The organism is Nocardia sp. NPDC004582 (genome assembly GCF_053602115.1).
The window spans coordinates 38,815-63,774 of the sequence record NZ_JBSGCY010000012.1 but is presented as its reverse complement, the minus strand read 5'-3'; the positions used below and the strand labels follow the sequence as shown (position 1 = coordinate 63,774).

At 67.2% G+C, this 24,960-nt stretch carries 16 protein-coding genes; 7 read left to right on the top strand and 9 right to left on the bottom strand.

The window, feature by feature from the left end; all coding sequences use genetic code 11:
- Nucleotides 1-131: 131 nt before the first annotated feature.
- Complete coding sequence (locus ACWELJ_RS06240; RefSeq protein ID WP_452365110.1) at nucleotides 132-1,955, top strand: serine/threonine-protein kinase; 1,824 nt, start codon at nucleotides 132-134, stop codon at nucleotides 1,953-1,955.
- A 100-nt stretch (nucleotides 1,956-2,055) separates the two neighbouring features.
- Here ACWELJ_RS06240 and ACWELJ_RS06235 read toward each other — a convergent pair whose 3' ends face one another.
- Nucleotides 2,056-2,562, bottom strand: a complete 507-nt coding sequence (locus tag ACWELJ_RS06235; RefSeq protein ID WP_452365109.1) for a DUF4254 domain-containing protein — start codon at nucleotides 2,560-2,562, stop codon at nucleotides 2,056-2,058.
- 154 nt (nucleotides 2,563-2,716) lie between these two features.
- Here ACWELJ_RS06235 and ACWELJ_RS06230 point away from each other — a divergent pair, with 154 nt between their 5' ends.
- A complete protein-coding gene (locus ACWELJ_RS06230) occupies nucleotides 2,717-3,580 on the top strand; it encodes a GntR family transcriptional regulator (RefSeq protein WP_452365108.1) in 864 nt (287 codons plus the stop codon).
- Nucleotides 3,577-4,260 (top strand): GNAT family N-acetyltransferase, encoded by a 684-nt coding sequence (locus ACWELJ_RS06225; protein WP_452365107.1) that lies wholly within the window; start codon nucleotides 3,577-3,579, stop codon nucleotides 4,258-4,260. The genes ACWELJ_RS06230 and ACWELJ_RS06225 overlap by 4 nt, the downstream gene beginning before the upstream one ends.
- Nucleotides 4,261-4,559: 299 nt before the next feature.
- On the opposite strand, the gene ACWELJ_RS06220 is transcribed toward ACWELJ_RS06225, so the two are convergent.
- From ACWELJ_RS06220 to eccD, 4 genes are read right to left on the bottom strand one after another with little or no spacing between them, the layout of a single operon-like run.
- Nucleotides 4,560-6,062 (bottom strand): serine/threonine protein kinase, encoded by a 1,503-nt coding sequence (locus ACWELJ_RS06220; protein WP_452365106.1) that lies wholly within the window; start codon nucleotides 6,060-6,062, stop codon nucleotides 4,560-4,562.
- 48 nt (nucleotides 6,063-6,110) lie between these two features.
- Nucleotides 6,111-10,133 carry a type VII secretion protein EccCa gene (gene eccCa, locus ACWELJ_RS06215; RefSeq protein ID WP_452365105.1) on the bottom strand — a complete coding sequence of 1,341 codons (4,023 nt, stop codon included), beginning with the start codon at nucleotides 10,131-10,133 and terminating at the stop codon, nucleotides 6,111-6,113.
- Nucleotides 10,134-10,151: 18 nt separating this feature from the next.
- On the bottom strand, nucleotides 10,152-11,627 hold the full coding sequence (gene mycP / locus ACWELJ_RS06210) for a type VII secretion-associated serine protease mycosin (protein WP_452365104.1): 1,476 nt from the start codon (nucleotides 11,625-11,627) through the stop codon (nucleotides 10,152-10,154).
- Nucleotides 11,624-13,045 (bottom strand): type VII secretion integral membrane protein EccD, encoded by a 1,422-nt coding sequence (eccD, locus tag ACWELJ_RS06205; protein ID WP_452365103.1) that lies wholly within the window; start codon nucleotides 13,043-13,045, stop codon nucleotides 11,624-11,626. Before eccD ends, mycP begins: the two co-directional genes overlap by 4 nt.
- Nucleotides 13,046-13,255: 210 nt before the next feature.
- Here eccD and eccA point away from each other — a divergent pair, with 210 nt between their 5' ends.
- Both eccA and eccE read left to right on the top strand, forming a co-directional pair.
- Entirely contained in the window at nucleotides 13,256-15,091 is a 1,836-nt protein-coding gene (gene eccA, locus ACWELJ_RS06200) for a type VII secretion AAA-ATPase EccA (RefSeq protein ID WP_452365102.1), read from the top strand.
- A gap of 542 nt (nucleotides 15,092-15,633) precedes the next feature.
- Nucleotides 15,634-17,331 (top strand): type VII secretion protein EccE, encoded by a 1,698-nt coding sequence (gene eccE / locus ACWELJ_RS06195; protein ID WP_452365123.1) that lies wholly within the window; start codon nucleotides 15,634-15,636, stop codon nucleotides 17,329-17,331.
- Between the two features lie 554 nt (nucleotides 17,332-17,885).
- Here the strand turns inward: eccE and ACWELJ_RS06190 are convergent.
- Nucleotides 17,886-18,110, bottom strand: coding sequence for a hypothetical protein (locus ACWELJ_RS06190; protein ID WP_452365101.1), 225 nt, complete (start codon nucleotides 18,108-18,110; stop codon nucleotides 17,886-17,888).
- Between the two features lie 412 nt (nucleotides 18,111-18,522).
- Here ACWELJ_RS06190 and ACWELJ_RS06185 point away from each other — a divergent pair, with 412 nt between their 5' ends.
- Together ACWELJ_RS06185 and ACWELJ_RS06180 are read left to right on the top strand one after the other, a co-directional pair.
- Complete coding sequence (locus ACWELJ_RS06185) at nucleotides 18,523-19,425, top strand: helix-turn-helix domain-containing protein (RefSeq protein WP_452365100.1); 903 nt, start codon at nucleotides 18,523-18,525, stop codon at nucleotides 19,423-19,425.
- Nucleotides 19,415-19,618, top strand: coding sequence for a DUF397 domain-containing protein (locus ACWELJ_RS06180; protein WP_452365099.1), 204 nt, complete (start codon nucleotides 19,415-19,417; stop codon nucleotides 19,616-19,618). Before ACWELJ_RS06185 ends, ACWELJ_RS06180 begins: the two co-directional genes overlap by 11 nt.
- 270 nt (nucleotides 19,619-19,888) lie before the next feature.
- On the opposite strand, the gene ACWELJ_RS06175 is transcribed toward ACWELJ_RS06180, so the two are convergent.
- From ACWELJ_RS06175 to ACWELJ_RS06165, 3 genes are read right to left on the bottom strand one after another with little or no spacing between them, the layout of a single operon-like run.
- Complete coding sequence (locus ACWELJ_RS06175) at nucleotides 19,889-21,811, bottom strand: serine/threonine protein kinase (protein ID WP_452365098.1); 1,923 nt, start codon at nucleotides 21,809-21,811, stop codon at nucleotides 19,889-19,891.
- Nucleotides 21,808-23,688, bottom strand: coding sequence for a serine/threonine-protein kinase (locus tag ACWELJ_RS06170; protein ID WP_452365097.1), 1,881 nt, complete (start codon nucleotides 23,686-23,688; stop codon nucleotides 21,808-21,810). The genes ACWELJ_RS06175 and ACWELJ_RS06170 overlap by 4 nt, the downstream gene beginning before the upstream one ends.
- Nucleotides 23,685-24,863: a DUF7373 family lipoprotein gene (locus tag ACWELJ_RS06165; protein WP_452365096.1), complete on the bottom strand. Its 1,179-nt coding sequence runs from the start codon at nucleotides 24,861-24,863 to the stop codon at nucleotides 23,685-23,687. Before ACWELJ_RS06165 ends, ACWELJ_RS06170 begins: the two co-directional genes overlap by 4 nt.
- Nucleotides 24,864-24,960 lie beyond the last annotated feature (97 nt).

The window sequence follows — 24,960 nt, the reverse complement described above, 5'->3', positions numbered from 1 at the left end:
ATCGCGCTGCCGCCCTGTCCGGCGAATTCCTCGCGGCCAACCGGCGAGAACTCGGAGTACACCTGGATGCGTAATGTCCGCGGCCTGTCCGCCGCACCTTGTCCGCACGCGCCGAGCCCGGTGGTTCCGCGATGAAGGCGATGCTGCCCGACGATCCGCGCTGGATCGGCCCGCACCACATGATCGCGGTGATCGGCACGGGTGAGCTGGGCCGGGTGCTCCTGGGCCGGACGCCGACCGGAAAGCTCGTGGCGGTCAAGCGGATTCACCGCGCGCAGGCGGTGGACATGGAGTTCCGCGCCCGTTTGCAGCGCGAGCTGGAGACCGGCAAACAGCTCACGGGCGCGGCCTTCGCGCCGGTGGTGGACAGTGACGCCGACGCCGAACGCCCGTGGCTGGCCACCGAATACCTGCCCGCGCCCGATCTGGCGACGGTTGTCGCGGGTTGCGGCCCGCTGCCGCTGCCGGGTCTGCGCCTGCTGGCGACGGGCCTGGCGAGCGCGTTGCTGGAGGTGCATCGCGCGGTCCTGGTGCACCGGAACCTGAAGCCCGGCAATGTCGTGCTGACCACGGACGGCCCGCGCCTGGTCGATTTCGGCATCACCCGCGCCCGCGAGGACGGTGCGGCCACCGCCGACGCGTCCGTCTACCTCGCGCCCGAGCAGGCCGAGGGCCAGCCGGCGACCTCCGCTGTCGATATCTACGCCGTGGGCATGCTGCTGGTGCTGGCCGCCACCGGATCGGTGTCCGCGACACCGGATCTGCAGGCCGTCCCGCACGCTCTGCGCAAGCTGGTCGAGTCCTGCCTCTCCGCCGACCCCGCGCATCGCCCGTCGGCCCGGCAGCTGCTGGATCAGGCGGAGCGCATCCCCGGCGAGTCGGCCTGGCCGCCGCCGGTGCTGGAGTTCCTGGAGGCGCACCGCGTCGACGCCGAGTGGTGGGCGTCGAGCGGCGAGCAGGAGACTCGTTACCGGGATCAGATGGCGCGCTTGGAGGATCGCCGCCGCCGCACTATCGGCTTGGCGGCCGCGGCCGTCACCGGTGTCGTGCTGGTGGGCGGCACACTGTTCGCCCTGACCCGCTCCTCCGACGCGGAGGGCCAGGCCCAGCCGCGCACGGATCCGTCCCTGGATCTGACCGCCGCCGAGTTGCGGCTGCTGGACACCTGCGCCGTGATCGACAAGGCGCTGCCCGGCAAGCTGGGCGCCCGCACGGCCGATCCCGAATCGCAGCCGGGCGGTGGTTGCGCCGCCACGATCCTGGACTCCGCGCAGCGGAAGGTCCACTTCACCTTCGATATTCCCGACGGCGCGATCGGCGTCGACCAGCTGAAGCCGACCACGCACACCGCGAGCTGGGGCACGATCCTCACTTCGGGTGCGGTCGAGAACAAATGCGACACCGTGCTGGTCGCCAAGTCCGGCGGCAATGTGCCGCTGCGCATGTCGGCCGAGCAGCTGGATCCGGCGGCCGAGCCCGGCGCCGCCTGCACGGCCGCCGAGCAGGCCCTGGCCGCGGTGGCCGACCGTCTCTCCTCGGCGGCGGTCCCGCAGCGTCAGGCCGCGTCCAGCTCGGTGCTCCGCGTGGACCCGTGTTCCGTGCTGCCGGACAATACGATTCGGGAGATCACCGGCGAGGTCTCCGACCGCCAGCATTCCCCGCACGCCTGCGCGGCCGTCGGCCCCACCGGCTGGGTGCGCGTCGACCTGGTGGACCAGTCCCGCCCCGATCAGGGTGACTGGGCCTACGAGGCCGTGCAGACCGGCGACTACACCACCTACGTGATCGGCGCCCGCACCCCGAACGACTGCAATATCGCCTACCTCGTGCGCCCGACGGACAAGGGCAATGCCGAGCAGCTGAAACTGCAGGTGTCGGATCAGTCGGCCACTCCGGACGCGTGTGGCAAGGCGGCGAAACTCCTGGCGGACGCGGTCCCGAAGTTGCCGAAGTAGCCGCCCGCTACCGGTATCGCGACTTCGCGCGTACTGCGCGGAAACGCAAGATGGCGGTCCGGGCCGCCCTCGGGCCCGGACCGCGCATCGGTCTCGCTGTTTACCAGGCGGGCAGCCGGCGACGCCCGGCGAGAATGTCTCGCACGAGATCGTCGTAGGCGTCCGACAATTCGGCTAAATGGTGCCAAGCGCCGTGCAGCATTTCATCATTGGCGTCAAGGGTCATCAACGCGTGATGCGCTCTCACTGATGCGTCCGCGAGCCGGTCGATGACCGATCCGACTGTTTCGGTGTGCAAGGTCGCACCCAGCCGATGCTGGGGTACCGAGCGCACGATCCAATCGTCAATGGCCATGACCAATTCGATTCGGCGACGCTTGTTTTCGATGATCGAGGTCGGATCGGTTTCCGGCCCGATACCACCGCGCCCGACCACTCGCCGCTCGTGCAGCACCGCGAGATCGTGGGCGAACCACAGCAGGGGTCCGCCGATGACCCGGTGACCGCGACAAGCGCGCAGGAGTAGGTCGGAGGTCGGCAATAGGCCGGAAGCCAGTGGCTGCGCCTCCAAGTCCACATAAGAACAGGACACGTCGGGCAATGCCACAACGACCGTGTTTGATGTCTCCGAACCTGCCACGTTGCCTCGCGTTCTTCGACGTATAACAACACCGCATTCAGGACGTTCATTACAATAAACCTCAGAATGCTGCTGTCAAGCCTTACACGGCAGTAGAACTACCGGAGTAGACTTCCAACCCTTGAAGCAACAACCGAGGAGCGAGATGGCGGACGGTCCGAGATACCAACGGATCGCAGACCTCCTCCGCGAGGAGATCCGCGCCGGCAAGTGGGAACCGGGCGATCGACTACCGAGTCACAATGAGTTGGCCGACCAGATGCAGGTCTCGATTACGACGGCTCGCAATGCGATTCAACTCCTGGTTGCCGAAAATTTGGTCTATACAGCGACTTCCCGGGGCACCATCGTGCGCAGCCAGGAGGTCCTGGAATCGGTTGTGACCAACCACATTCGGCCGGACCGGCCGCGTGCGGCCCACGACATCTTCTCGGAGATCGCGCGCGCCGCCGGGCGCGAGCCGTCCAAACAGTTCAGCGCGAGAATGGAACCGGCCAGTCAGGAGGTTGCGCACTGGCTGGGCGTGGCGCGCGACGAATGGGTGGTTTCGCGCACTATCATGCAGTATCTGGACAACGAACCGTGGTCATGGGAGGTCAGCTTCTATCCGCGAGATCTGGCCGAGGCCACCGGAATCGACGCGCCGCACGATATCCCCGAGGGGACGACGCGGCGCCTCGCCGACCGCGGGTACGCCGAGACGGCGCACCGCGACACCGTCGTTTCCCGTCCCGCCACGGCCGAGGAAGCGGCTTTATTGGGCGTCGGTCCAGGCACCATTCTTCTCGATCATTTACGCATCGGAGCCAATCATGATCGCGTCACTCGAGTGACCCGTCATCGTTCCACTGCGGCCCGCAACCGATTGGCATACGAATTGGGCGATGACGAAGGAACGGACATTATTCGTAAAACTCTGGGAGCGCCCTTTCCGACCGGTAATTCCCATTCCTTCGGTAATTCCCTGCTACCCGGTTCGCCATGAAACCGCATCTGCGTCGGGCCCGCGTCGCGGATCTGGGGACCATCACCCGGTTCCGGTTGCAGCGCACCAGCTGGCTGGCGGCGCGCGGCAGTGACCAGTGGACGCGGGCCGGACGCGGTCTGCCCATCGAGACCTTCGTCCGGTCCGTGGCCCACGCGGTCCGGCGCGGTGAGACCTGGATAGCCGAGGTGGACGGCGAACCCGCCGGGACCATCACCGTCAACGACCGCGCCGACGAGAACCTCTGGTCCCCCGGCGAATTGGCCGATGCCGTGATCATCCACTACATGATCGTCGACTTGCGTTTCGCCGGCATCCGCGTCGGCGAAGCGCTGCTGGCGCACGCCGCCCACCTGGCCCGCCGCCAGCATCGCGGCTGGGTCCGCCTGGACGCCTGGACCACCAACGAGGGCCTGCACGCCTACTACCGCCGCGCGGGCTTCCGGCTGGCACGGATCGCGGGCCCGGAAGCGACCGGCCCGTCCCGCGCCCTGTTCGAACGCCCCACCTCGGCCTGGTCTCACGACCTGGTCCGGCCCACCCTCACCCTGGCCGCCGGCGAAACCACCCGCTTCACCATCGATCCCGCCTCGGCCCCCACCTGGACGCTCACCCAGCACCCCTTCGTCCGCCCCCACCCGGGCGTGACCGCCGAGCCGGGCCCGGCGGCCACCACCTGACCCGGCTGTGGCGGGGCGACGCAGGCGCGTGCCCCCACACAATTCGGGGCACACGGTGGGCAACCCACGGTAGTTAGGCTGCGGCACTCCGGTTTTCGGGAGCTGAAAAGGAATGGATAGAGTGAGTAGGGAAGGTGGGATCGGCCGCCGAATCGGCTGGGGCGCAACGGGGGCGGTGATCGCCCCGGCCAGCCCCCACCTGGTCCCTCGGCCAACACCCCTCGCCCGCCCCACCCAAGCCTGGCCGCCGAACCCGGCCCCGAACCCAACCTGAGCGCGGCCTCAACGACTCAGCCCCTTTACGAGCCGGACACGCTGGCCGCGAGATCGAGAGTCCGCTTACACAATTGGTCGATGTCGAGCGTCTCGTTGTAGTTGTTCAGCGCGACCTTGATGTAGCCGTAGGAGGTGGACCAACTGACCGCGCATGTCGAGTAGTTCTTGTCCGCATCGGCGGCGGTTCGGACCTCCTGCGCGTCGCCCTTGTTTGCGACTCGCACCTGCTGCCTGGCCGGGTCCGATGGGATCCGCTGTGCCACGACCGAGATATCGGCGCCCACGTTTGCCGACTGAGCTGGAGCCCACTGGCATCGACGCTGATCGGCGGTGTAGGACGGAGACCCCTGCGGTGCCAGGAAGTAGCGGTCGGTCACTCCCGCTTGGAGCAGTCCACAGGGATCCGGCAACCCCTTGGGCACTGGCGATGTGGTGCCTATCCCATGAATGGTTGTGGGTATCGTCTCCGCCGCCGAGCCGGTGCCGTCATCCTCGCTCCGAAAGGCCCACCCGAGCATCGCGACGATGACGACAACGAGCACGATCCCGATGATCATTCCCAGTCGCTTGGCCACACGATCCGATCCCGGCACATCGCGTGTCGTGAACGACGGCCTGTCCATTGGCGTCAAGACCGGTGGCTTCGACACAACGGACGGCGGCGCGGCCGACACATTGCGCATCGTGGGTGCGGTTCTCGCGGCAGAGCCGGACAGCACCTCGGTGGCCGCGTCGACGAATTCGCGGCAGGTACCGTACCGATGCGCCGGAACCTTCGCGAGAGCGCGCGCCAGGACTTCGTCGATCGCGGCGGGGAGGTCGGGACACGAGGCCGTTACCCGCGGCGGCGGGTCGTTGAGGTGGGCCAGCATTACATTGAGTGCCTCCGTACCCGGATATGGGTTCTGGCCGGTGAGCAGTCGGAAGAAGGAGCAGGCGAGGCTGTAGACGTCGCTGCGTGGGTCGAGGGTGCCGCCGGTGAGCTGTTCGGGGGAGGCGTAGGCGACGGTGGCCATGAAGGCACCGGTGCGGGTCAGTTCGGTGCCGCCATCGGTGGGCTTGGCGATTCCGAAGTCTGCCAGCAGGACTCGTTCGGAGCCGTCGGGCTGCGGGGCGAGGAGGAAGTTGGCGGGCTTGATGTCGCGGTGCAGCATGCCCCGGTGGTGTGCGTGGTCGAGGGCCTTGCCGATCTCGGTGACGATGTGCACAGCGCGGGCCGCGGTCATGGCTCGGGGCTCGTGTGCTTGGGAGGTCGCGGCATCGGTGCCCGGTACGTACTGCAGGGCGATCCATAGAAAGCCCTGATCCTCGCCCCTGTTGTGGACCGTGACGATGTTCGGATGGTCCAGTGTCGCGGCCAGATTCGCTTCCCGCTCGAAACGCGCGCGGAACTCCGGGTCGGCGGCCAGGTGGGGCCAGAGAACCTTGAGGGCGTCATGGCGGGGCAGGGCGGGGTGAGCGGCCAGATAGACCGTGCCCATCCCGCCGCTGCCGAGCGCGCGTTCGATGCGATAGCCGCCGAGCACGGAACCAGGTCCGACGATCATGAGGCTATCCCTTTGTAGCGCAATGGATTACATTCCGGGCAGGTCGGCGATCTGGATCATCTCGTCGCCGCGGGAGCGGGACCAGAGGATGCCGCGGCCGGGCGGCAGGCGCATGGGGCGGATGTCGCCGATGAGCTTGCCCTCGTCGCGGGAGCCGCTCATGAGCAGGGCCGGGACGGAGAGGTTCTTCATCGAGCCGAGGACCTGGTCGTAGAGGGCTCGGGAGATGCCGCCCATATTGCGGGAGATGACCACGTGCAGGCCGATGTCGCGGGCCTGCGGGAGCAGTTCGATCAACGCGCCCAGCGGGTTTCCGCCCGCCACCACCATGTCGTAGTCGTCGACCACGACGTAGATCTCGGGGCCGGTCCACCAGTCCCGGTCGCGCAGCTGCTGCGGGGTGATGTCGGAGCCGGGGATGCGCTTGGACAGGTAGTTGACGACTTCCTTGATCATGCCGCCGCAGGTCTGCGAGGAGGTGGAGTAGCCGGCGAGCTGGTCGCCCTCCAGCACGCCGAGCAGGGTGCGGCGGTAGTCGATGAGGATGACGCGGGCGGTGTCGGCGTTGGAGCTCTCGGCGATGCCGCGAATGATGTTGCGCAGCACCGTGGTCTTGCCGGACTCGACTTCGGAGAAGACCATGAAGTGCGGGTCGGCGGCGAAGTCCAGCACGATCGGCTGCAGTTCGGATTCGCCGATGCCGATGGCGACCTTGGTGGGCCCCTGCGCAATGCCGTGGCGGCGAATCAGATCCAGCACGTGCTCGCGGGGCACGCTGCCGGGCAGGGTGCGGACCTCGGGCGCGCGGCGTTCGCCCCAGATGGCCTGCATCTCGGTGCGCGCGGCGGCGACGCCCTCGGCCAGGTTCTGGGCATTGGTGTCGGAGTCCAGGCGCGGCATGGCGATGAGCATGTGCAGCTGGTCGGAGGTGAGACCGCGGCCGGGCCGGTTGAGCGGCACGTTGACCGCGACTCGGCGGCCCATCTCGGAGTCCGAGGGGTCGCCCAGGCGCAGTTCGATGCGGGTGCCGATCATGTCCTTGACCGAGGCCCGGATCTCGCCCCACCGGTTGGCGCCCAGGATCACGTGGATGCCGTACGAAAGACCCTGGGCGGCAAGCTGTCCGACCAGCGGTTCCAGGCTGTCGAACTCCTCGCGGACGACCTGCCAGTTGTCGATGACCAGGAACACGTCACCGAACCGGTCGGCCAGCACCGGGTCGTCGGACTGCGGCGAGTTCTGCGCGGCGTGCTTGCGCCGGCGGTACTCGGCCATGGATTCGATGCCCAGCCCGGCGAAGCGCTCCTCGCGTTCGCGCAGCAGGGTGGTGAGCTCGGCGATGGTGCGCCGCACCCGGTCGGAGTCGAGCTTGCCCGCGACCGAGCCGACGTGCGGCAGCCCGACCAGACCCGCCATGGAGCCACCACCGAAGTCGAGGCAGTAGAACTGCACCTGTTCGGGCGTGTGGGTGGCCGCCGCGGACATGATGATGGTGCGCAGCGTGGTCGACTTGCCGGACTGCGGACCGCCGACGACGGCCACATTGCCCTGCGCGCCCGCGAGATTGATGGTGAGCACGTCGCGGCGCTGCTCGTAGGGCTTGTCGATGATGCCGATCGGCATCCACAGCTGCCCGTGCCGGTTGACCGGCGAACGCCAGTCCGGATCCGGCAGCAGCATGTCCACCGTCGGCGATTCCTCGAGCGGCGGCAGCCACACCTCGTGGGCCGGACGGCCGTGCCCGGTCAGGCGTTTCACGACGGTCTGCAGCAGGCTGTCGGGCAGGCCCTCGTCACCGGCGGGCGGCGGGGGCGGCAGCAGATCGAGCGGATCGAGCGGGGTCTCCGGCTCGGGCTGCTCGAGGATCTCGACCATGGCGGCGGTGAATTCGCGCGGGGGCGCTTCGACGACGGTGGAGCCGTCGGCGGCCTGGCGGGCCGAGCGCGGCGCGACATAGGGCCCGGACACGTAGGTCGCGTTGAACCGCAACGGATCCGACGCGTCGCTCTTGAGGTAACCCGAACCGGGGATACCGGGCAGGTGATAGGCATCGGTGATGCCGAGCACCGCGCGCGACTCGTTGGCCGAGAAGGTCCGCAGACCGATGCGGTAGGACAGATGCGAGTCCAGGCCCCGCATCTTGTTCTCCTCGAGCCGCTGCGAGGCGAGCAGCAGATGCACGTGCAGCGACCGGCCCAGGCGGCCGATCATGACGAACAGGTCCGCGAAATCCGGCTTCTGCGAGAGCAATTCGGAGAACTCGTCGATGACCACGAACAGCGCGGGCAGCGGGTCGAGCGGCACCCCGGCCGCGCGCGCCTTCTCGTATTCGACGACATTGGCGAAGTTGCCCGCCGAGCGCAGCAGTTCCTGGCGCCGGTTCATCTCACCGGCGAGCGCGTCACGCATACGGTCGACGAGCTCGAGCTCCTCCTCGAGGTTGGTGATGACCGCCGCCACGTGCGGCAGCGGGTCCATGCCGAGGAAGGTCGCGCCACCCTTGAAGTCGACCAGGATCAGGTTGAGCTGGTCGGGCGAGTGCGTGGTGACCATCGAAAGAATCAGCGTACGAAGGAATTCCGACTTACCGGAACCGGTCGCGCCGATGCACAGGCCGTGCGGGCCCATACCGTTCTCGGCGGATTCCTTGATGTCGATCTCGACCGGCGTCCCGTCGGGGGTGATGCCGATCGGCACGCGTAGTCGTTCGCGTCCGGCGCGTGGCCGCCACACCTTGGCGGGGTCGATCTGCGCGGCGTCGGGAATCTTGAGCAGGTTCATCAGGCCGGGGTCGCTGGCGGTGGTGTTGTCGCCGAGGCTGACGATCTGGGCCGCGGTGGCGATCCGGAAACGCGCCAGGCTGCGCGCGAAGGACTCCACCTCGGCCAGCGTCACGGCGTCGCCGTTGGCGAACTTCTCGGTGCCGGCCGCGCTCTTGGCGAACACCTCGCCACCGGTGGCGACCAGCTGCAGTCCGCGCCGCGCGGCCAGGCTGTTCTCGGCGGCGCTCAGGTCGATGACGGTGACCGCGTCCAGACCGGATTCGCTGATCAAACGCTCACTGCCGCTGACATATCCGTCGTCGATGATGACGACCAGGTGCAGCCGCCCCTGGGTGGGCTGCGGGTTGCGCATGAACCGGCCGCGCTCGAGCAGGTCGTCGGCGAGCGCGGTCTCCAGCTCGCCGAGCGAGCCGTAGATCATGCGGGACGCGCCCATCCCGTCGCGTTCGCTCGAATGCTGAACGTGCGGCAGCCATTTCGCCCACGCCCAGGCCTCGCAGTCGGGTTCGGCGGTGACGATGGCGACCGCGACGTGATCGGGCCCGTGGAACGCGGTGAGCTCCATGAGCATCGACCACACCAGCCCGCGCGTGTCTTCCACCGGGCCCTCCACATTGATGGCCGGGAAGGCACGCAGCGACACCGCGGTCGGCAGGTGGTGCACCACGGAATGCGTTCGCACGAAACGACGCAACGCCACCGTCGACACCGGCTCCAGGTCCTCGAGCGGTCCGGTCTCCGGCCGGGCCAGTTTGGCGGCCAGCCGGTGGGTGCCGATGCCGACCCGCACGTGCCCGAAGTCGGGGTCGGCGGGCCGCCGCTCCCACATGCGCCGCGTGCCCACGATCGAGGGCAGGTCGGCGGGTTCGGGGTGGCTCCAGACCAGGGTCTCGAGCTGCTTCTGCCCGGTGCGCCGGACTTCGCGGCGGGTCTGGTCGAGGTAGCGGAAGTAGTCCTTGCGTTCCTCGTTCAGCTCCGCCGAACTCTTGCTGCTGCCGCGCTGGCCCATGAGCATGCCGGCCATCGACATGATCATCATCATCGGCATCATCATCATGTACGGGTTGGTCAGCATGGACCGCCCCATCAGGCTCATCATGGCGAGCATGCCGATCATGGCGACCACCATGACGACCGGCATCAGCTTGCTCATCAGCGGCGCGGCGACCGGACGGGGGATCTCCGGCGGAGCGGTCAGCGCCATCTCACCACCCGGCGCGCGGGGCGGGGCGATGCGGGGCCGGCGCACGAAACCTTCGGTAGCCATGGATATATCTCCGGTCGTCTAGGAATCGAGGTCGGGCAGCTCGTCGTCGCTTCGGCGGCGGCGGAACGGAATCGACACGGCGAGACCGATTCCCAGCGCGGACAGGCAGACGATGGTGCCGACGGTGGCCACCAGGCGCGGCAGGCGCGGCGGGCCGGCGGGCTTTTCGGGCGTGGGGAAGGCATGGGGCTTGTCGGCCCCAGCATGGTTCGGCAGCACCGGGTTGTCCGCGCTGAGCACCGAGTCCGGGAAGTGCGCGGTGAGAGCGGCGACCGGATCGATCAGGCCCGCGCCGACGCGGTCGTCGCGGCCGGTCCCGGGCTGATGCGCGGTGAGGATGATCTGGTTCATGACCTGCCGCGCGGTCCAGTCCGGATTCTTGGCTCGCACCAGCGCCGCCAGGCCCGCCACATAGGGTGCCGCGAAGCTGGTTCCGTTGAGCACCTGCTGGCCCTGGTCGACCCCGGTGGCGTTGACCAGTCCGGTCCCGCCGGGCTTGTTGTCGAGCGAGACGATATTGGTGCCGATGGCAGCGACGCCCACCCACGGGCCGTAGAGCGAGAAGCTCGACGGGCTGCCGTTGGGGTCGATCGAGGCGACCGGGAGCACGTACTTGTCGAACCAGGCCGGGCTGGCGATGGTCTTGACCTTGCTCCAGCTGGTCCGGTTGTCGGTGTAGGCGTCGTTCTGGGTTCCGCAGCCGGTGTTCTGGTCCACGTTGCCCGCGGCCACCACCACGACCACGTTCTGCTCGAAAGCGAAGCGCACCGCGTCGCCGAGCACCGCGTCGGCGGTGTCGCCGCCCGCGGCGGTGCAGGCGTCCTCGGAGATATTGATGACGGTGGCGCCCATGTTCACCGCGCGCACCACGGCCGCGCCCAGGGTCTGCATATTGCCGTAACCGGACTTGCTCATGCTGCCGGGCGTATCCCCGCCTGCCGAGTCCTTGGCCTTGTAGGCGTCGCTGAGCTGGCGGATGGACAGGATCTCCGCGTCCGGCGCGACGCCGACGAAGGCGTCGTCCGGGCTGGGCTGCGCGCCGATGATGCCCGCCACCAAAGTGCCGTGGCCGTCGCAGTCCTCGCTGGTGCCGTCGCCTTCGGCGACGTAATCGCCGCCGCCCTGCAGGTTCGCCAGCCGGGGGTGCCGGTTGACGCCGGTGTCGATGACCGCCACCTTCTGCCCCGCGCCCTTGCGGTTCGGACCGGGATTGGCCTGCCAGGCCGACGGCAGGTCGAGCACCTTCTGCGCGACGGGTTCATCGCGCGGCGTGTCACCCTTGAGTGACTGTTGCGCGCAGACAGCGCTCTTCTGGGTCGGCACCGGCGGTGCGGGCTTACCGGCCAGCCCCTGCGCCTCCCCCAGATGGGACAGGTCGGGATCAGGCCGGCTGACAGCCGCATTCGCGACCGGGGCCTGCGGCCCCAGCAGCGCTCCGCCGAGAATCGTTGCCGCACACAGTGTTCGCGCCCAGTTTCCAGGACGCCCGATCATATGTTCCGGGCCGTCGAGTAGACGTCCATGACCCACAGCACCAGCGGGACGATCGAGCAGATCAGGCCGTACTCGAAGATCTCGTTGAAGCGCCGGGTGACCGGGGTGACCTCGACGTGCGGGCCGATGACGCCGAATCCGACGGCGCCCACCGCGAAGGCCAGCAGCAGTCCGGCCGAGAGCAGCGGCATCCCGTTGTCGGCGACCGCGAGCAGCACCGCCAGTCCGATGAAGGTGACGCAGCCGCTGACGATCAGGGTGGCGGCCTGGGTGAGATCGGCGAACGAGCGTCCGCGCAGGCAGAGGATGATCGAGACGACCACGGCGAGCGCGATGCCCTGCCAGCGGCCGGAATTCAGTGGATCGGCCGTGCCCAGCGCACCGGCGACCGCGCCGATGGCGCTGCCGACCACGATGCCGGTCTGGAACTGGTTGGCCGTGCGGGCACGCTGCCCGAGCCCGTGCGCGGACGGCAGCACGGTGGCGCCGATCGCGCCGATGCCCTCGATGGTGGGCCGGGGTTCGTGGTCGGCCGGGTCGATGGCCGCGCCCGCGGTGGGCACCGGCGGCACGGGTAGTCGAGCCAGCATGGCGGCCAGTCGCGGCACCATCGACAGCAGCACGATCGACGCGACCAGCACGCCCGCAGCGACTTTCGGCACTCCGGCGTCCCAGATCATGCGCACGGCGGCGCCGAGTCCGGACAGCAGCACCACGGTCACGACCGCGGACACCACCGCCGCTCCGGCGCCGATGATGCGGTAGCCGACCACGGCGAGCAGCAGAGTCGCGGCCGCGCCGAGCATGAGGTGCGGACTGCCCAGCGAGCCGGGCACGGCCAGCGCCGCACCCCCGAAGGTGAGCAGCAGCATGCACAGCGTGAGCACGGTGGCGGTCAGCTCGTCGGCGTACTTGCGCAGCGCGATCGCCCCGGCGACCAGGGCCCCGATGGCACCGAGCAACAGCAGCGGCGGCGCGACGTAGTTGTCGCCGTCCGACCGTGACAGCAGCGCCAGCAGGACCGCGAACACCACCGCGGCCACTCCGGCCATCAGGCCGGTCCAGCGGGCCGCGCTCGGCGACCAGCTGCGGAACTCCTCGGCCGTGAGTCTCGACACAGCGTCGATGACGTCATCGAACAGCGCGGGCGCTTCTTTGGCGGAAACCGCGCGCAGCACCAGCAATTCGCCGTCGTAGATCTCGGCGTCATTGAGGGTCTGGCTGGGCGCGATCATGTCGCGGCCCAATTTGGCCAGTGTCCAATGCTGCGATTGGAGTGGCGTGCCACCCTCATCGCCGCCGATCGGATCGGGATTACGGGATTCGATGAGACGCACCAGATCACCGATGAACGCGGCGATCGGCACGTTGGCCGGCAGACCGACGTCGAGCTGGGTATTCCCCCCGATGACGGACACTCGGCACAATTCGGGTTCAGCCGCCCGCGGGCCGCTGATCGACTGTGCTGTCACTTGCTGAACTGCTCCCCTATAGCTCTCAACAGTTGCCCGCCCAGGGCGGTTAACCATAATGTATCCGACTGTCCGCAGCCGTGCGATTCGCGTGGTGTGGGTGGGGAACGTGAACGAAAGACCAACCAGGTTCGACGAATTCGGGGTTCGACTAGGATGATCGACACTCGCCAGGCCCAACGCGCCTTCGATGCGGGGGTGCTGTCCTTGGGGTTGAGCATCGAGGGCCAGGAATCGAACCGGGACCTCGACTACGCGAAACTGGCGTTCCAGCGCGCCACCGAATGGGACCCCACCATGGCCGACGCCTGGCTGGGCCGCGCGGCCGCCGGTGAGGTCACCACGGATGTTCTGAGCAACCTGTACAAGTGCAGCACCGTCTCGCTGGGCCGGGAACAGCGCCGGTTGGGCCTGCCGCCGCGGACGCTTGCTGGACGTTTTCTGCCGGGCCTCTACATCGACTATCCGCTGTCCAGTTTCGTCGAGACCCATCTGGCGTGGGCGGCGCACCTGATCTCGGAGAAGCAGTACGACGAGGCCGAGCAGGTCCTCGACGAACTCGACAAGCACCGCCGCGCGCGGGCCTCGGAACCGGACTTCGAGATCGACGGCCGGATCGCCAAATACGTGCGCGGCATCCTGCACTACAACACCCAGCGCTGGCCGGACGTGATGACCGTCCTGAACGGCTCCGACAGCTGGGAGGACCCGTACCTGGCCGCGGGCGCGCATGTGATGGTCGGCACGGCCTGCGCGCAGCTGGGCCTGTTCGGTGAGGCGATCCGGCGCATGGAGGCCGCCGAGGCGGGCCCGATTCCGGCCGCCCGCACCGCGGCCATGTTCTGCCGCGGCCTGTGCCTGCGCGAGAACGGCGCGGCCGACGAGGCGCAGGCGCTGTTCGAGAAGGTGTATTCGCAGGCACCGGATTTCGACGCCAACACCGCGGCCATGCGCGACCGCACCTACCGCATCACCCTCACCACCCGCGAGGTGATCGAGGCCCGCACCGATCGCTGGGATCCGGCGTCGGCGCCCTCGCTGGAGGAGAAGCAGGCCGCCGAGCACGAGGACCGGGCCAAGGAGATCCTGGCCCAGGCGCGCGCCGAACTGGACAAGCAGATCGGCCTGGCGGCGGTGAAAACCCAGGTGGCCAAGCTGCAGTCGAGTGCGCAGCTGGCGAAGATCCGCGCCGAGAAGGGGCTTTCGAGCTCCGCGCGCGGCCAGCACCTGGCCTTCACGGGTCCGCCCGGAACCGGTAAGACCACCATCGCGCGCGTGGTCGCCAAGATCTATTGCGGCCTGGGCATTCTCAAGACCGACAAGGTGGTCGAGACCAAGCGCTCCGATTTCGTCGGCCAGCACCTGGGTTCCACCGCCATCAAGACCGACGCCCTGATCGACACCGCCATGGACGGCGTGCTGTTCATCGACGAGGCGTACACCCTGATCCAGACCGGGCTCTCCGGCGGTGACGCGTTCGGCCGCGAGGCCGTCGACACCCTGCTGGCCCGCATGGAGAACGACCGCGACCGCCTGGTGGTGATCATCGCCGGATACGACGGCGAGATCGATCGTTTCCTGGCCGCCAACGACGGTCTGGCCTCCCGCTTCGCCAAGCGGCTCCAGTTCCCGTCCTACACCGCCGAGGAGCTCGGCGCGATCGGCGAAGTCGTTGCGTCCAAACGAGATTCGGACCTGTCCGAGGACGCGCTGGCCGCACTGGTCAGCACCTGTCAGAAGCTCTACACGATGGAGAGCACCGATCAGAGCGGGCAACCGCGTCGCGGCGTCGACGTGGCCGGCAACGGCCGTTTCATCCGCAACCTGATCGAGGCGGCCGAGGAGGAACGCGAGTTCCGGCTGGCCAACGACGAATCCATCGATCTGAGCGCCGTGGACGAATCGGTGCTCATGCGCATCGAGGGTCCCGACATGAAGGCCGCGTTGAGCACCCTGCTCACCTCGCTGAATCTGGCGTCGGCCGCCGACTGAGGGGCAACTGAACTGTGAACGACTTTCCGCGGGGAGCGGGCGGCTATGTGCCGGGCGGAAATGGTGGGGACGGGCGGCAGGGCCGTCCACCCCAGCGGTACGGACCGGGTGGGCCCGGGCAGTCCTATGGCGATCAGGGCCAGTCGTATGGCGAACCCGGCCAGCCATATGGTGACCCCGGTCAGCCGTATGGCGAACCCGGCCAGTCGTATGGCGAACCCGGCCCGGCCTACGGTGAACCCGGCCGGGCGCCCGGTGCGCCGGGCCATTCATCCAGTGGGGGAAGCGGTTTCGGGCGCGAGTTCGACGACTTCGTGCAGCGCACCTCGAATGTCGCGGCGCCGCCGCGGCCGGTGCCGCCGCCCGCTCCGGCTCCTCCGGCTCCGCCTCAGGCTCCTCCGGCGCCGCCGCGACCGTCGGGATCGCAGCCGGACCACTCGGCCGCTCCGGAGCCCGAGCCCCGGTCCCGTGGTCGGCGCACACCGCGACCCGACCCGGCGGCTGCCGCGAATGCCGTTGCCACCGAACTACGTTCGGACGATCTGTGGCTGCTACGGAATCTGCCGCTGCGCCTGGTGATTCCGGCCGCGCTGCTGGGTGTCGCGCTCTCCTTGCTCGCGGTGGCGTTGAAGGCCCCGTGGTGGGGTGCGCTCCCGGCCGGCCTGATTCCCGCGCTGATCCTGTTGATCCCGGTGGGCGGCGTGCCGATCGGGTTGCGGCTGGGCCGCTGGGCGACCTATCGCTGGCAGCAGGCCCGGCGCGCGAGTCTCGACGAGAACGCCGCGGTCGACGTTCCGCTCCCCGACGGCGGCAGCTGCGGACTGCGCTGGGACGGCACCCTGCTGACCACCATGCTCCGCATCGACCCGCCGCCGGACACACTGACCCTGCTGCGCCGCGGCTCGCTGAGCACCGATCAGCTGTTGCCGCTCAACGAGATCGCGGCCTGCCTGCGCCAATACGATGTCGAGCTGCATTCGGTGGACGTGATCAGCACCGGCACCCGCACCGCCAGCACCGAGGCGGTGATCTCCGGCTACGCGGCGAGCATCGCGCCGCTGGGCCGCCTCTACGACGAGATCCTGGGCCCGCTGCCCGCGATCGCCCACCGCACCATGTGGCTGGTGCTGCGCCTGAACCCGCTCGACAACGCCAAGGCGGTCGACAATCGCGGCGGCGGCCCCGAGGGCGCGCTCCGCTCGGCCCTGGTCGCCACCCGCCGGGTCGCGAACCGCCTGGCCGGGCACGGCATCACGGCCTCGGTCCTGACCACCTCCGAAATGTCCACCGCGCTGCGCGAACTCACCCGCGGCATCCCCGTCGCCGAGTTCACCGAGCATCCGGACAACTTGGAGCACAACGGTATTCACCTGACCAGCTACCAGATCGACCCGCAGCTGTTCAATTCCGACGGCCTGGCCAAGATCTGGGCGGTCCGCAGCCTCGCCACCACCGTCACCGTCCGCCTGCAGCCGGTCCCCGAGCCCGGCGCCAAGCCCGGCCAGCCCGCCGCCATCGTCGAGGTGGACGCCCGAGTCCGCTACGACACCCCCTACGAGCACGGCGAACCCCCCGTGCCGGGCCTGAAGGAACTCCCCCGCCGCCAACTCTGGGCCCTCATGGACATCCTCTCCTACGGCACCCAGGAAATCCGCCCCTCCGGTTACCGCGGCCCCGTCGACGTCCTCACCGACATCACGATGCCCACCGCCGGCTGCGGCCAGCTCATCGGCGCCGACGCCACCGGCAGCGGCATCGCCGTCCCCCTGATCGGCGACGGCTCCCGCCGCATCGACATCATCGCCAGTCTCCAACTGGCCCAACAGGTGATCATCCGCGCCATCGCCCTCGGCGCCGGCGCGGTGGTCCACACCGCCCGCCCCTGGGCCTGGCAGGGCATGGTCACCAATGTCGCCGCCCCCCACGCCCTCTCCCTGGCCTCCTCGGTAACCCACAGCTCCCGAGGCACAGCCGTCACGGGCCGCCTCGCCAGCCCAGCCGCCACAGTCATCGTCTTCGACGGCGTCCCCACCACAGCTCCCCCGGGCTCGGCCACCGTCGTCACCATCCACGAAGCGATCCCCGCCGACTACCAGCCGGACGCCGACGTGACGATCGTCCAACACCCGGACGCACCGCACACGATCTCGGTCCACACGCCGGCCACCATGACCACCGCCATGATGGTCACCACCCCGGCGGAACAGCACTACCTGAGTGGAGCCTCGGCCCGGCGCTGATCACCGGTCGCGCCGGCCGGTTCGGTCGGCGCGACACTCGGCATTGTGGACGTCTCGGTCGGCGCTGCACACAGTTCGCGAAGGCTGCCGGTTCGTGGGCTAGCGGACGCGGACACGCACCCAATCGATCGCGGATCCATCGTAATGGCCGGAAGAGATAAAGATGAGTGTCCTCACCCCCGCCGTACGTGGAGTCCATGAGATCTTCAAGCCCCAGACGGGGCCGAGATGGACCAGCTTGTCGACCGTCTGGTTGTCGTTGGCCTCCTGTTCCACGAGACCTACCGATGAATACCCTCGGAGATCTCCCACGTAGACATCACCGGTCTGTGCTGCCATTCGACACAGGTTCCCTGCAAGGGTTGATCTTTCGGTATAGACCGGCGCCAGATGCCGCTTCTCTGCGCGTCCCTCGCGGAATGCGAGACGTAATTTGTTCGTGGAGCAAAGGTCTCCACGTATCTATCACGTGACTCGCCGGCCGCGCGAGAGGGTTGAATCGGTGATCGGATCGGCCGCCTCAGCCGGCCCGCATCCGGCGACGGCGCTTCGCTTCACGCGAAGCGTTTCCCTTTCGTCATCAGTGCGATGCGGCCCCGACCGCTGATCCGCCAGCGGCCGCGGGGACGGCTGGGCAGGATCAAGCCACGGAATTCGAGTTGGGCGAGCGCATTTCGGGTTCGCCAGCTGGTCAGCGTCGATTGCTGCTGGATCTGCGCGGCGGTCAGACTCCTGTCGGGGTACAGCGCGGACAAGACGGCCACTTCGGCGGGGTTCATGGTTCGATCACCTCCGACCTCGGGAACGGTGTCTCCCAGCGCGCTGTCCGACCCGATGGGGGACGTCGACGAATCCGCCTCCGGCGAGTCGAAGCCGAAAGAAGGTGGAATCATCCGAGCGGCTGTCCCAGTAGAAGCCCCAGCCGGACCACACCATGACAGCGACACACAGTGCGATGATCGACAGCAATGCCCATGCATCCCAAGCCATTACGACCTCCCACATGTTTCGAGCCGATCGACGGCGACCGGTTGTCGCCCGATGGCGAAACAATGCGCCGGAAGCGGAAGCTGGACCGGCACGGCGAGTCGATCCGCGAAATTAGCGCGAAACCCCAGGTCGCTTCTCACGACACGCATACGCTCTTCTCGGTCCGAGATAAACGACGCAACCTGATGAGAGGGCAGGCGCATGGCGGACGAACCGGAGGACACCGACACCACCTTGCCGCGCCGCCAACTCGGCCGGATGCTGCGAGAAGCGCGGTCGGCGACGGGGATGAATCTCGAACAGGCCGCCAGCCTGGTGCAGTGGAGTCGGCCCACGCTCAGCCGACTCGAACGAGGCGAGACCGAGAAGGTCAGAGTCACCGACATTCTGGCGATCTGTGAGGCGTACGGCCTCGACGAGGACACGACCGCCGTCGCGAAGGGGCTGGCCACGCAAACACCAGCCAAGTCCTGGTGGCAGGCGTACAGCGACCTCATCCCCGCATGGGCCAACTTGTTTGTCGGGCTGGAGTCCAGCGCGACATCCTTGACGGTCTTCCAGCCGTTGATCATGCACGGGCTTCTCCAGACCGCCGATTACGCGCGAGCACTGGACCAGCTCAACTTCCCTGATGACACCGAGCACGAACTCGCGCGACGCATCCGGGTCCGGGCGCAGCGACAGCGCATCCTCACCCGCTCACGTCGCCCGACCAGAATGCGGATCGTCCTGCAGGAGAACGTTCTGAGGACCGTGGTGGGCACCAGTAGAGTGATGGCGGCACAGTGTCGACACGTCGCCGAGGTGTCCTTGCTCGACAACATCGACGTCCGGGTGCTGCCCTTCCACGCAGGACTCCCACTGGGAGCCGCGGTGCCGCCGTTCACGATCATGGATTTCGGGAGCGGCACCTACGGCGCACAGATGCTCGAACCTGCCCAGGTCTACTGCGAGGGCTACGCTGGTAGCGCGTATCTCGAAAACCGCACAGACGTAACGAGATTCCGCAAGGCGTTCCGAATCCTCCAAGAATCCAGCTTGGATGCCCGTTCGAGCCGCGACATGATCCGAGAGATAGCGAGGAGCCACGAGCATGAACGTTGATCGCGGAGCCATGTGGTTCAAGTCCAGTTACAGCTCGCAGGGCGGGGAATGCGTGGAGGTCGCCTTCCTCGAAGGCGGCAAGGTAGGCGTCCGCGACTCGAAGAACCCCACCGGCCCGGTACTGACCTTCGCACCTGACGAATGGGACGCCTTCACCGCCGGCATCAGCGGAGGTTCGTTCAGCCGGCCCTGATTCCAGGACAGGTGCCGAGGGGAAACCAAGCCCATGAACAATCTATCCACAGCACGTTGGTTCAAGAGCCAGGGCGGGGAGACGTTCGCGTAGGCCGCGCACCTGAGTGGAGGCAGCGTCGGCGTACGGGACTCGAACCTTGGAGAGCGGAGCTCCGTCACGCAGCGGATTGCCACGATGCGCCCACCAACCCGACCCAATACACCCTGCACGCCGGAGGTTAGGACCTCAGGCGCCACCATTCAATCCGCGGCGATTCCAGCGGACAGCTCAGCGCTTGGGGAGCTTGCCGATCACCTGCTGCATGATGGACTTCGCTGCGGTGCATTCCTTTTGGTACAAGTCGTCACCTTTACCATCGCCATGCAGTTCCAACTCGACCAATTCGGTCTTGTCACCAGCTGTGCGATACGGGTATTCGAGTACGCAGATCGAGTCCACTACGTGGCTGTGAGGGATGACCATGGTGCCGTTGCCCACATCGATCGGCGAAGTGGTAGCGACTTCATTGGGTTTCACGAGGTTCAACTGAAGGCGCACCTCGGACGTGCCCTGCCAGTGACATTCGTGAGCCGAAACATACGACGGTGCTGCCGAAATCGGTCCGACCGTCGTGTCCAACAGCTCGTTGGAGAGCAAGCCACAGGTATCGACCCGGCCCAGTGATGCGGTATCGGCTCGCTGCGGCGGCGAATTGCGCGTGGCGACCAGGCGGGTGAGGACCTTCTCGGCGAGGTCACATGAGGCCGCCTTGTTCAGCCTGACTACGATGCCCCATTTTTGGTTCGTGCCGGACAGATCGACACCCAGTTCGCATCCGAAGGTACTGGTGTCCTCGGAGGCGAGGATCGGCAGGCCGTCCACGCTTCGGCCGGTCCCGCTGAGCAGCGCCATATTCTCGCCGGGCTTTACCGTCAAGGACTGGCCGGCAGATGTGGCCGCACATTCCCAACTCAGATAGGTATCGGTCTTCCAGGTCGAGACGTCGCTCGGCCAGCCTGATTCTGGCGGGACCGAACCCTGCATCGACTGCTGAAGCCATGCGCACGCATCAGCATTGCGGAGTCGGGCGAGCATCGCCGCGGCGGTCGACGTTCCGGTTGCGCTGCCGGACAGTCGAATCCAGGTGATTCCGCCAGCGACCAACAGCAGCACCAACAGCGCCGCCAATCCCGCGCGCCGAGCGATCGTGCGTCCCCCCGACGCCACCCTGCCCGATCTCGGCGATTCGGCCACGGTGAATCCCGTACCACGGACAGCAGCCTCGTGGCCTCTGCCCGAGACCATCACGGTGGCGTCAGGGTTCGCGGTCAAGGCCGCGAGTCCGGCGAGCTGTCGTTGAATGTCGGCGTGAACCGGTCCCGGCCATGGCGCAGCACCTTCTGGCAGCCAGCCGATTTGGTCGAGTAGCTGCCCGGTGGTGGGCCGATGCTGTGGCCTCTTGGCCAGACAGGGAGCTACCAGATGCCGTAGTTCCGGCGCCACCTGTTCCCAATCCGGTTCCGAGTGCACGATATTGAACAACGTGTACGCCATGGAAGGGGCCGCGAACGGACTCTTCCCGGTCGCTGCCATGACCAGTAGCGCGCCCAGTGAAAAGATATCGCTGGACGGCGTGATCGGCTCCGCGGAGGCTTGCTCCGGTGACATGTAGGCAGGAGAGCCCAATGCGGAACCAGTTTCGGTCAGTCCACTCGGGTTCTCATGGAGCTGTGCGATACCGAAGTCGATCACCCGGGGACCGTCAGTCGTGAGTATCACGTTCGCCGGCTTGAGATCCCGATGCACGAGCCCGACCCGATGAATGTCCTGCAACGCCACCGCCAAGCCGGCTGCCAAGGCCTTGACAGCCGACGGCGGCAACGGGCCGTAATCGGCAACCGCCTTGTCCAGCGGCACGCCTGCCACGAATACCGAAGCCAGCCACGGATTTCCACCATCAACGTCGAAATCCACAACCGGCGCGGTGAATGCTCCCGACACCCGGGTACTCGCGTTGACCTCACGTCTGAAGCGCGCCCGGTATTCGTGTTCACCCAGCAGGTGCTGATGGATCTGCTTGATCGCCACGAAACGCCCGTCAGGCCCGATTCCGAGCAGTACTCGGCCCATTCCGCCCGAACCGAGCACTCCCAGGATGTGATAGCGACCGATGACCCGGGGCTCGGCGGGGTCCAGCGGCTTGACCATCATGACTTCGGCAGTCGAGGGAAGACGTCGGCGGCAAGCTTCTTGGCCTTGTCACACGCACCCGTATCCCCGCGGGCCCAGTCGCTGATCCGGACCTTGACGATTTCGGCATTGTCGTTGGTAGTCGGCCGCACCATGTATTCCACTTCGCAGTTGCTGGCCGGGTTCTTCGTCCAGGTGTCCTCGATATAGGCCGTGAGTTGCCCGATCTGAACGGTCTGATACCGGCTGCGGTCCTTGTCGAGCCGGTAAGTCTCGTGCAGCATGACTTCAACGGTTCCGGTGCTGCCCTCGTAGAAGCAATCGGCCGCCTCGCGCGCCCGCCGCGCCGGGTCACCGGCAAGGCTGCCCGCGAGCGTCGGATCCAGCAGTGCGCACGGATCGACGCGGAAGATCGAATTCTGTGGCAGCTTCAGCTGTGGTGCATACACGGTGAGCTGCTGCACAATGGCCGTAATCGCCTTCTCCGCCATCGGGCAGCCGTCAACACCTTTCGGCGGATACGTCATGACGGTCAATGCACTGCGGCCGCCACTCTGTGTGATGACCGAACGGTCACACGTCTCGAACTGCTTCGGATAACCGAGGATCGGGACCCAGCCGACGCTCTGACCGGTAGGTTTCTTGACAGCCTCGATCTCATCGGCGGAGGTGAGGTTATCCAGTTCCACAGTGATCTTGTGATTATCCGCGTCGGTCACCGAAGTCGAGCAGCCCGAGAATTCCTTGCGCGGATCCTTGACGCGTGTGCCCAGCTTCGGCGTCACGAGATCGAGCACCTTACAGACATCCAGTTGCTGCAGCTCCATCGTCGTGACCGTCAGCGACGGATCGGCCATCGGCTGCGAATGCCCACTCTGCATGGAAAGTTCGCGAACGCCGAATGTTCCGATACCGATTGCCACCAACGCTGCCGCCGCTGCCGCAGCCCATCTCAGCATTCCGCGTCGACGAGATTTGGCCTGTTCCAACTCGTCTTGGCGTTTCGACTCCCGTTCGGACGTTTGAACCCACCAGTCCGAGTCGGCACGGTGCGCGTCGATCCGGTCTCTGACCGGTGCAGGCCACACCGGCTCGGACTGGATCCGGCCCACCGCGTCCAGCAACTGCTCTGCTGTCGGCCGCCGCGCCGGATCCTTGGACAGGCACGCATCCACCAATTCGCGCAGCCCAGGCGGTACGCCCTCGGTATTGGGCATGGTGTGCATGACGCTGTAGAGGATCTGCGGGGTCGACGCACCTGGGAAGGGACTCGAACCCGTCGCCGCCATTGCCAGAATCGCGCCCACCGAATAGACATCGGCGGCGGACGTCAGCGGACGCCCCTCGGCCTGCTCGGGGGCCATGTACGCCGGCGACCCGATGACTGTCCCGGTGGCGGTCAGCGCGTCGCTGTCCTGTGCGCGCGCGATGCCGAAGTCGATGACCCGAGGGCCTTCGCGCGTCAGAAGTACGTTGCCCGGCTTCAGATCTCGGTGCAACAACCCGGAGCGGTGGATCTCCAGCAACGCCGACGCCAACCCGGAGGCGAGCAGCCGCAGCCCACCAAGGTGCATCGGCCCGCACTCATCGATGACAGTCTTCAGGTCGGGGCCATCGATGTACTCGGTAGCCAGCCACGGACTCTCGGACTCGGTGTCACTGTCGACCACAGCGGCGGTGTACGCACCGGTGAGCTGGCGACAGGCCTGCACCTCGCGAGCAAACCGGCCACGGAATTCGGGATCGCCGGCCAGGTGCTGGTGAATCTGCTTGATCGCCACCAGTCGCCCGGTCGGCGTACGACCCAGCAGTACTCGGCCCATGCCACCCCGACCGATGACCGCGATAGTGCGATTGCGCCCGAGCCACTTCGGATCCTGCGGCATCAGCGCCTTCATGCCGTCCCTCCCATGACCGAGTACTGTGCGGCGGCCAGTTGCCTGACATCGGTATCGGTATTGCTGTACACCACGGCCGCGTACTCGCCGCGCGTCACGACGCAACGGAAACGTCTGGCTTCCAACGAATTCGTTGCCGGTTTGGAAAGCTGACTGCAGGTCACGTCGGAGAGTCCGGACACTCCCGGCACCGGCGAAGACTCTGTGCCAGTCTGCTGATCGCGAAGATATCCAGCGTAGTTCTTGGCCGCGGCCTCGTCGCGCATCTTGAACAGGCGCTTGTTGTAGGAAATTCCCACTGCGGTGACGCCACGATCGGTTTGCGCCGAAGCATCCGCCGCCGGGCTACCCAACAGCGCGGCGAACGCATGCACCCCCCAGACGGCGAACTTCATGGCGGCCGGTGTGGGATCCTCGGTCCGAACGATCCGGGTCAACAACTTGTCCGGGTCCAGTTGCAGATTGGGAAGTTCCGCCGACGGGGTCGGCGTGTAGTTCGCGAGCAGCTCGATCTGCCGCTGGTACGACCGGGTGACCATATCGACCAGCTGCCCGAGATCGGGATCCGGCAATTGCGCGTAGACCCGGATCACCAGCGACTTGTAGGCCATGACGCTGCCGAGCGTGGGAACGCCGGGCCGCCAATGACTGATAGCGGACGGAAAGGCATCCACGGCCACCGGTGTGTTGTCGGCGTTCGCCTGGAAGTCGGCGCGATCCATATCGGCCGCCGCCGCGGCCGCCGCCGCGTCATCGGGAAACTCGATCAGCGATATGGCCAGGAACTTCTCGGACTGATCAGCCGCGTTGGACTTGTTCGCGGCAAGGGCGCCGAAGGCCGCGAGCGGGCCGTGACCATTCGCGGCGTTCGACTCGGGTCCGGAGATGACCGAATGGTCCAGGCCGAGATAGTTGGCGAACACACCGCCCCCACGCCCCACCTTCAGTTCCGGATCGATCTCCGTCCCGTACAGAATGCGCTCGCCCAACCGCAACGACTCCACGAGCACGCCCCGGGACTTGCTGGGCTTCTGGTCGAACTCGGAATCGCTGGGCTTACCCGAGTACGGACCGTAATCCGTTGTATCCCGCGAACTTCCGCCGCAGGCCGCTACCCCCGCCAGCATGACGAGCCCAGCCGCTACCGCGGCGGCTCTCTTCAGCCTGAACCGCATCCACCCCTCCAAGGCCCACCCCGCATCCGCTCGGCGGACCCTCCGAAATTCGAGCTTCTAGCTCGTACTATCCGCCGTGTGGCACTGCCCCAGGCTC

What these genes read in the sequence shown, in the direction of transcription:
- ACWELJ_RS06240 (WP_452365110.1), top strand. Translation starts at nt 132, where the DNA reads ATGAAGGCGATGCTGCCCGACGATCCGCGCTGGATCGGCCCGCACCAC.
- ACWELJ_RS06225 (WP_452365107.1), top strand. Translation starts at nt 3,577, where the DNA reads ATGAAACCGCATCTGCGTCGGGCCCGCGTCGCGGATCTGGGGACCATC.
- eccCa (WP_452365105.1), bottom strand. Translation starts at nt 10,133, where the DNA reads ATGGCTACCGAAGGTTTCGTGCGCCGGCCCCGCATCGCCCCGCCCCGC.
- mycP (WP_452365104.1), bottom strand. Translation starts at nt 11,627, where the DNA reads ATGATCGGGCGTCCTGGAAACTGGGCGCGAACACTGTGTGCGGCAACG.
- eccA (WP_452365102.1), top strand. Translation starts at nt 13,256, where the DNA reads ATGATCGACACTCGCCAGGCCCAACGCGCCTTCGATGCGGGGGTGCTG.
- ACWELJ_RS06190 (WP_452365101.1), bottom strand. Translation starts at nt 18,110, where the DNA reads ATGAACCCCGCCGAAGTGGCCGTCTTGTCCGCGCTGTACCCCGACAGG.
- ACWELJ_RS06185 (WP_452365100.1), top strand. Translation starts at nt 18,523, where the DNA reads ATGGCGGACGAACCGGAGGACACCGACACCACCTTGCCGCGCCGCCAA.
- ACWELJ_RS06180 (WP_452365099.1), top strand. Translation starts at nt 19,415, where the DNA reads ATGAACGTTGATCGCGGAGCCATGTGGTTCAAGTCCAGTTACAGCTCG.
- ACWELJ_RS06175 (WP_452365098.1), bottom strand. Translation starts at nt 21,811, where the DNA reads ATGATGGTCAAGCCGCTGGACCCCGCCGAGCCCCGGGTCATCGGTCGC.
- ACWELJ_RS06170 (WP_452365097.1), bottom strand. Translation starts at nt 23,688, where the DNA reads ATGAAGGCGCTGATGCCGCAGGATCCGAAGTGGCTCGGGCGCAATCGC.
- ACWELJ_RS06165 (WP_452365096.1), bottom strand. Translation starts at nt 24,863, where the DNA reads ATGCGGTTCAGGCTGAAGAGAGCCGCCGCGGTAGCGGCTGGGCTCGTC.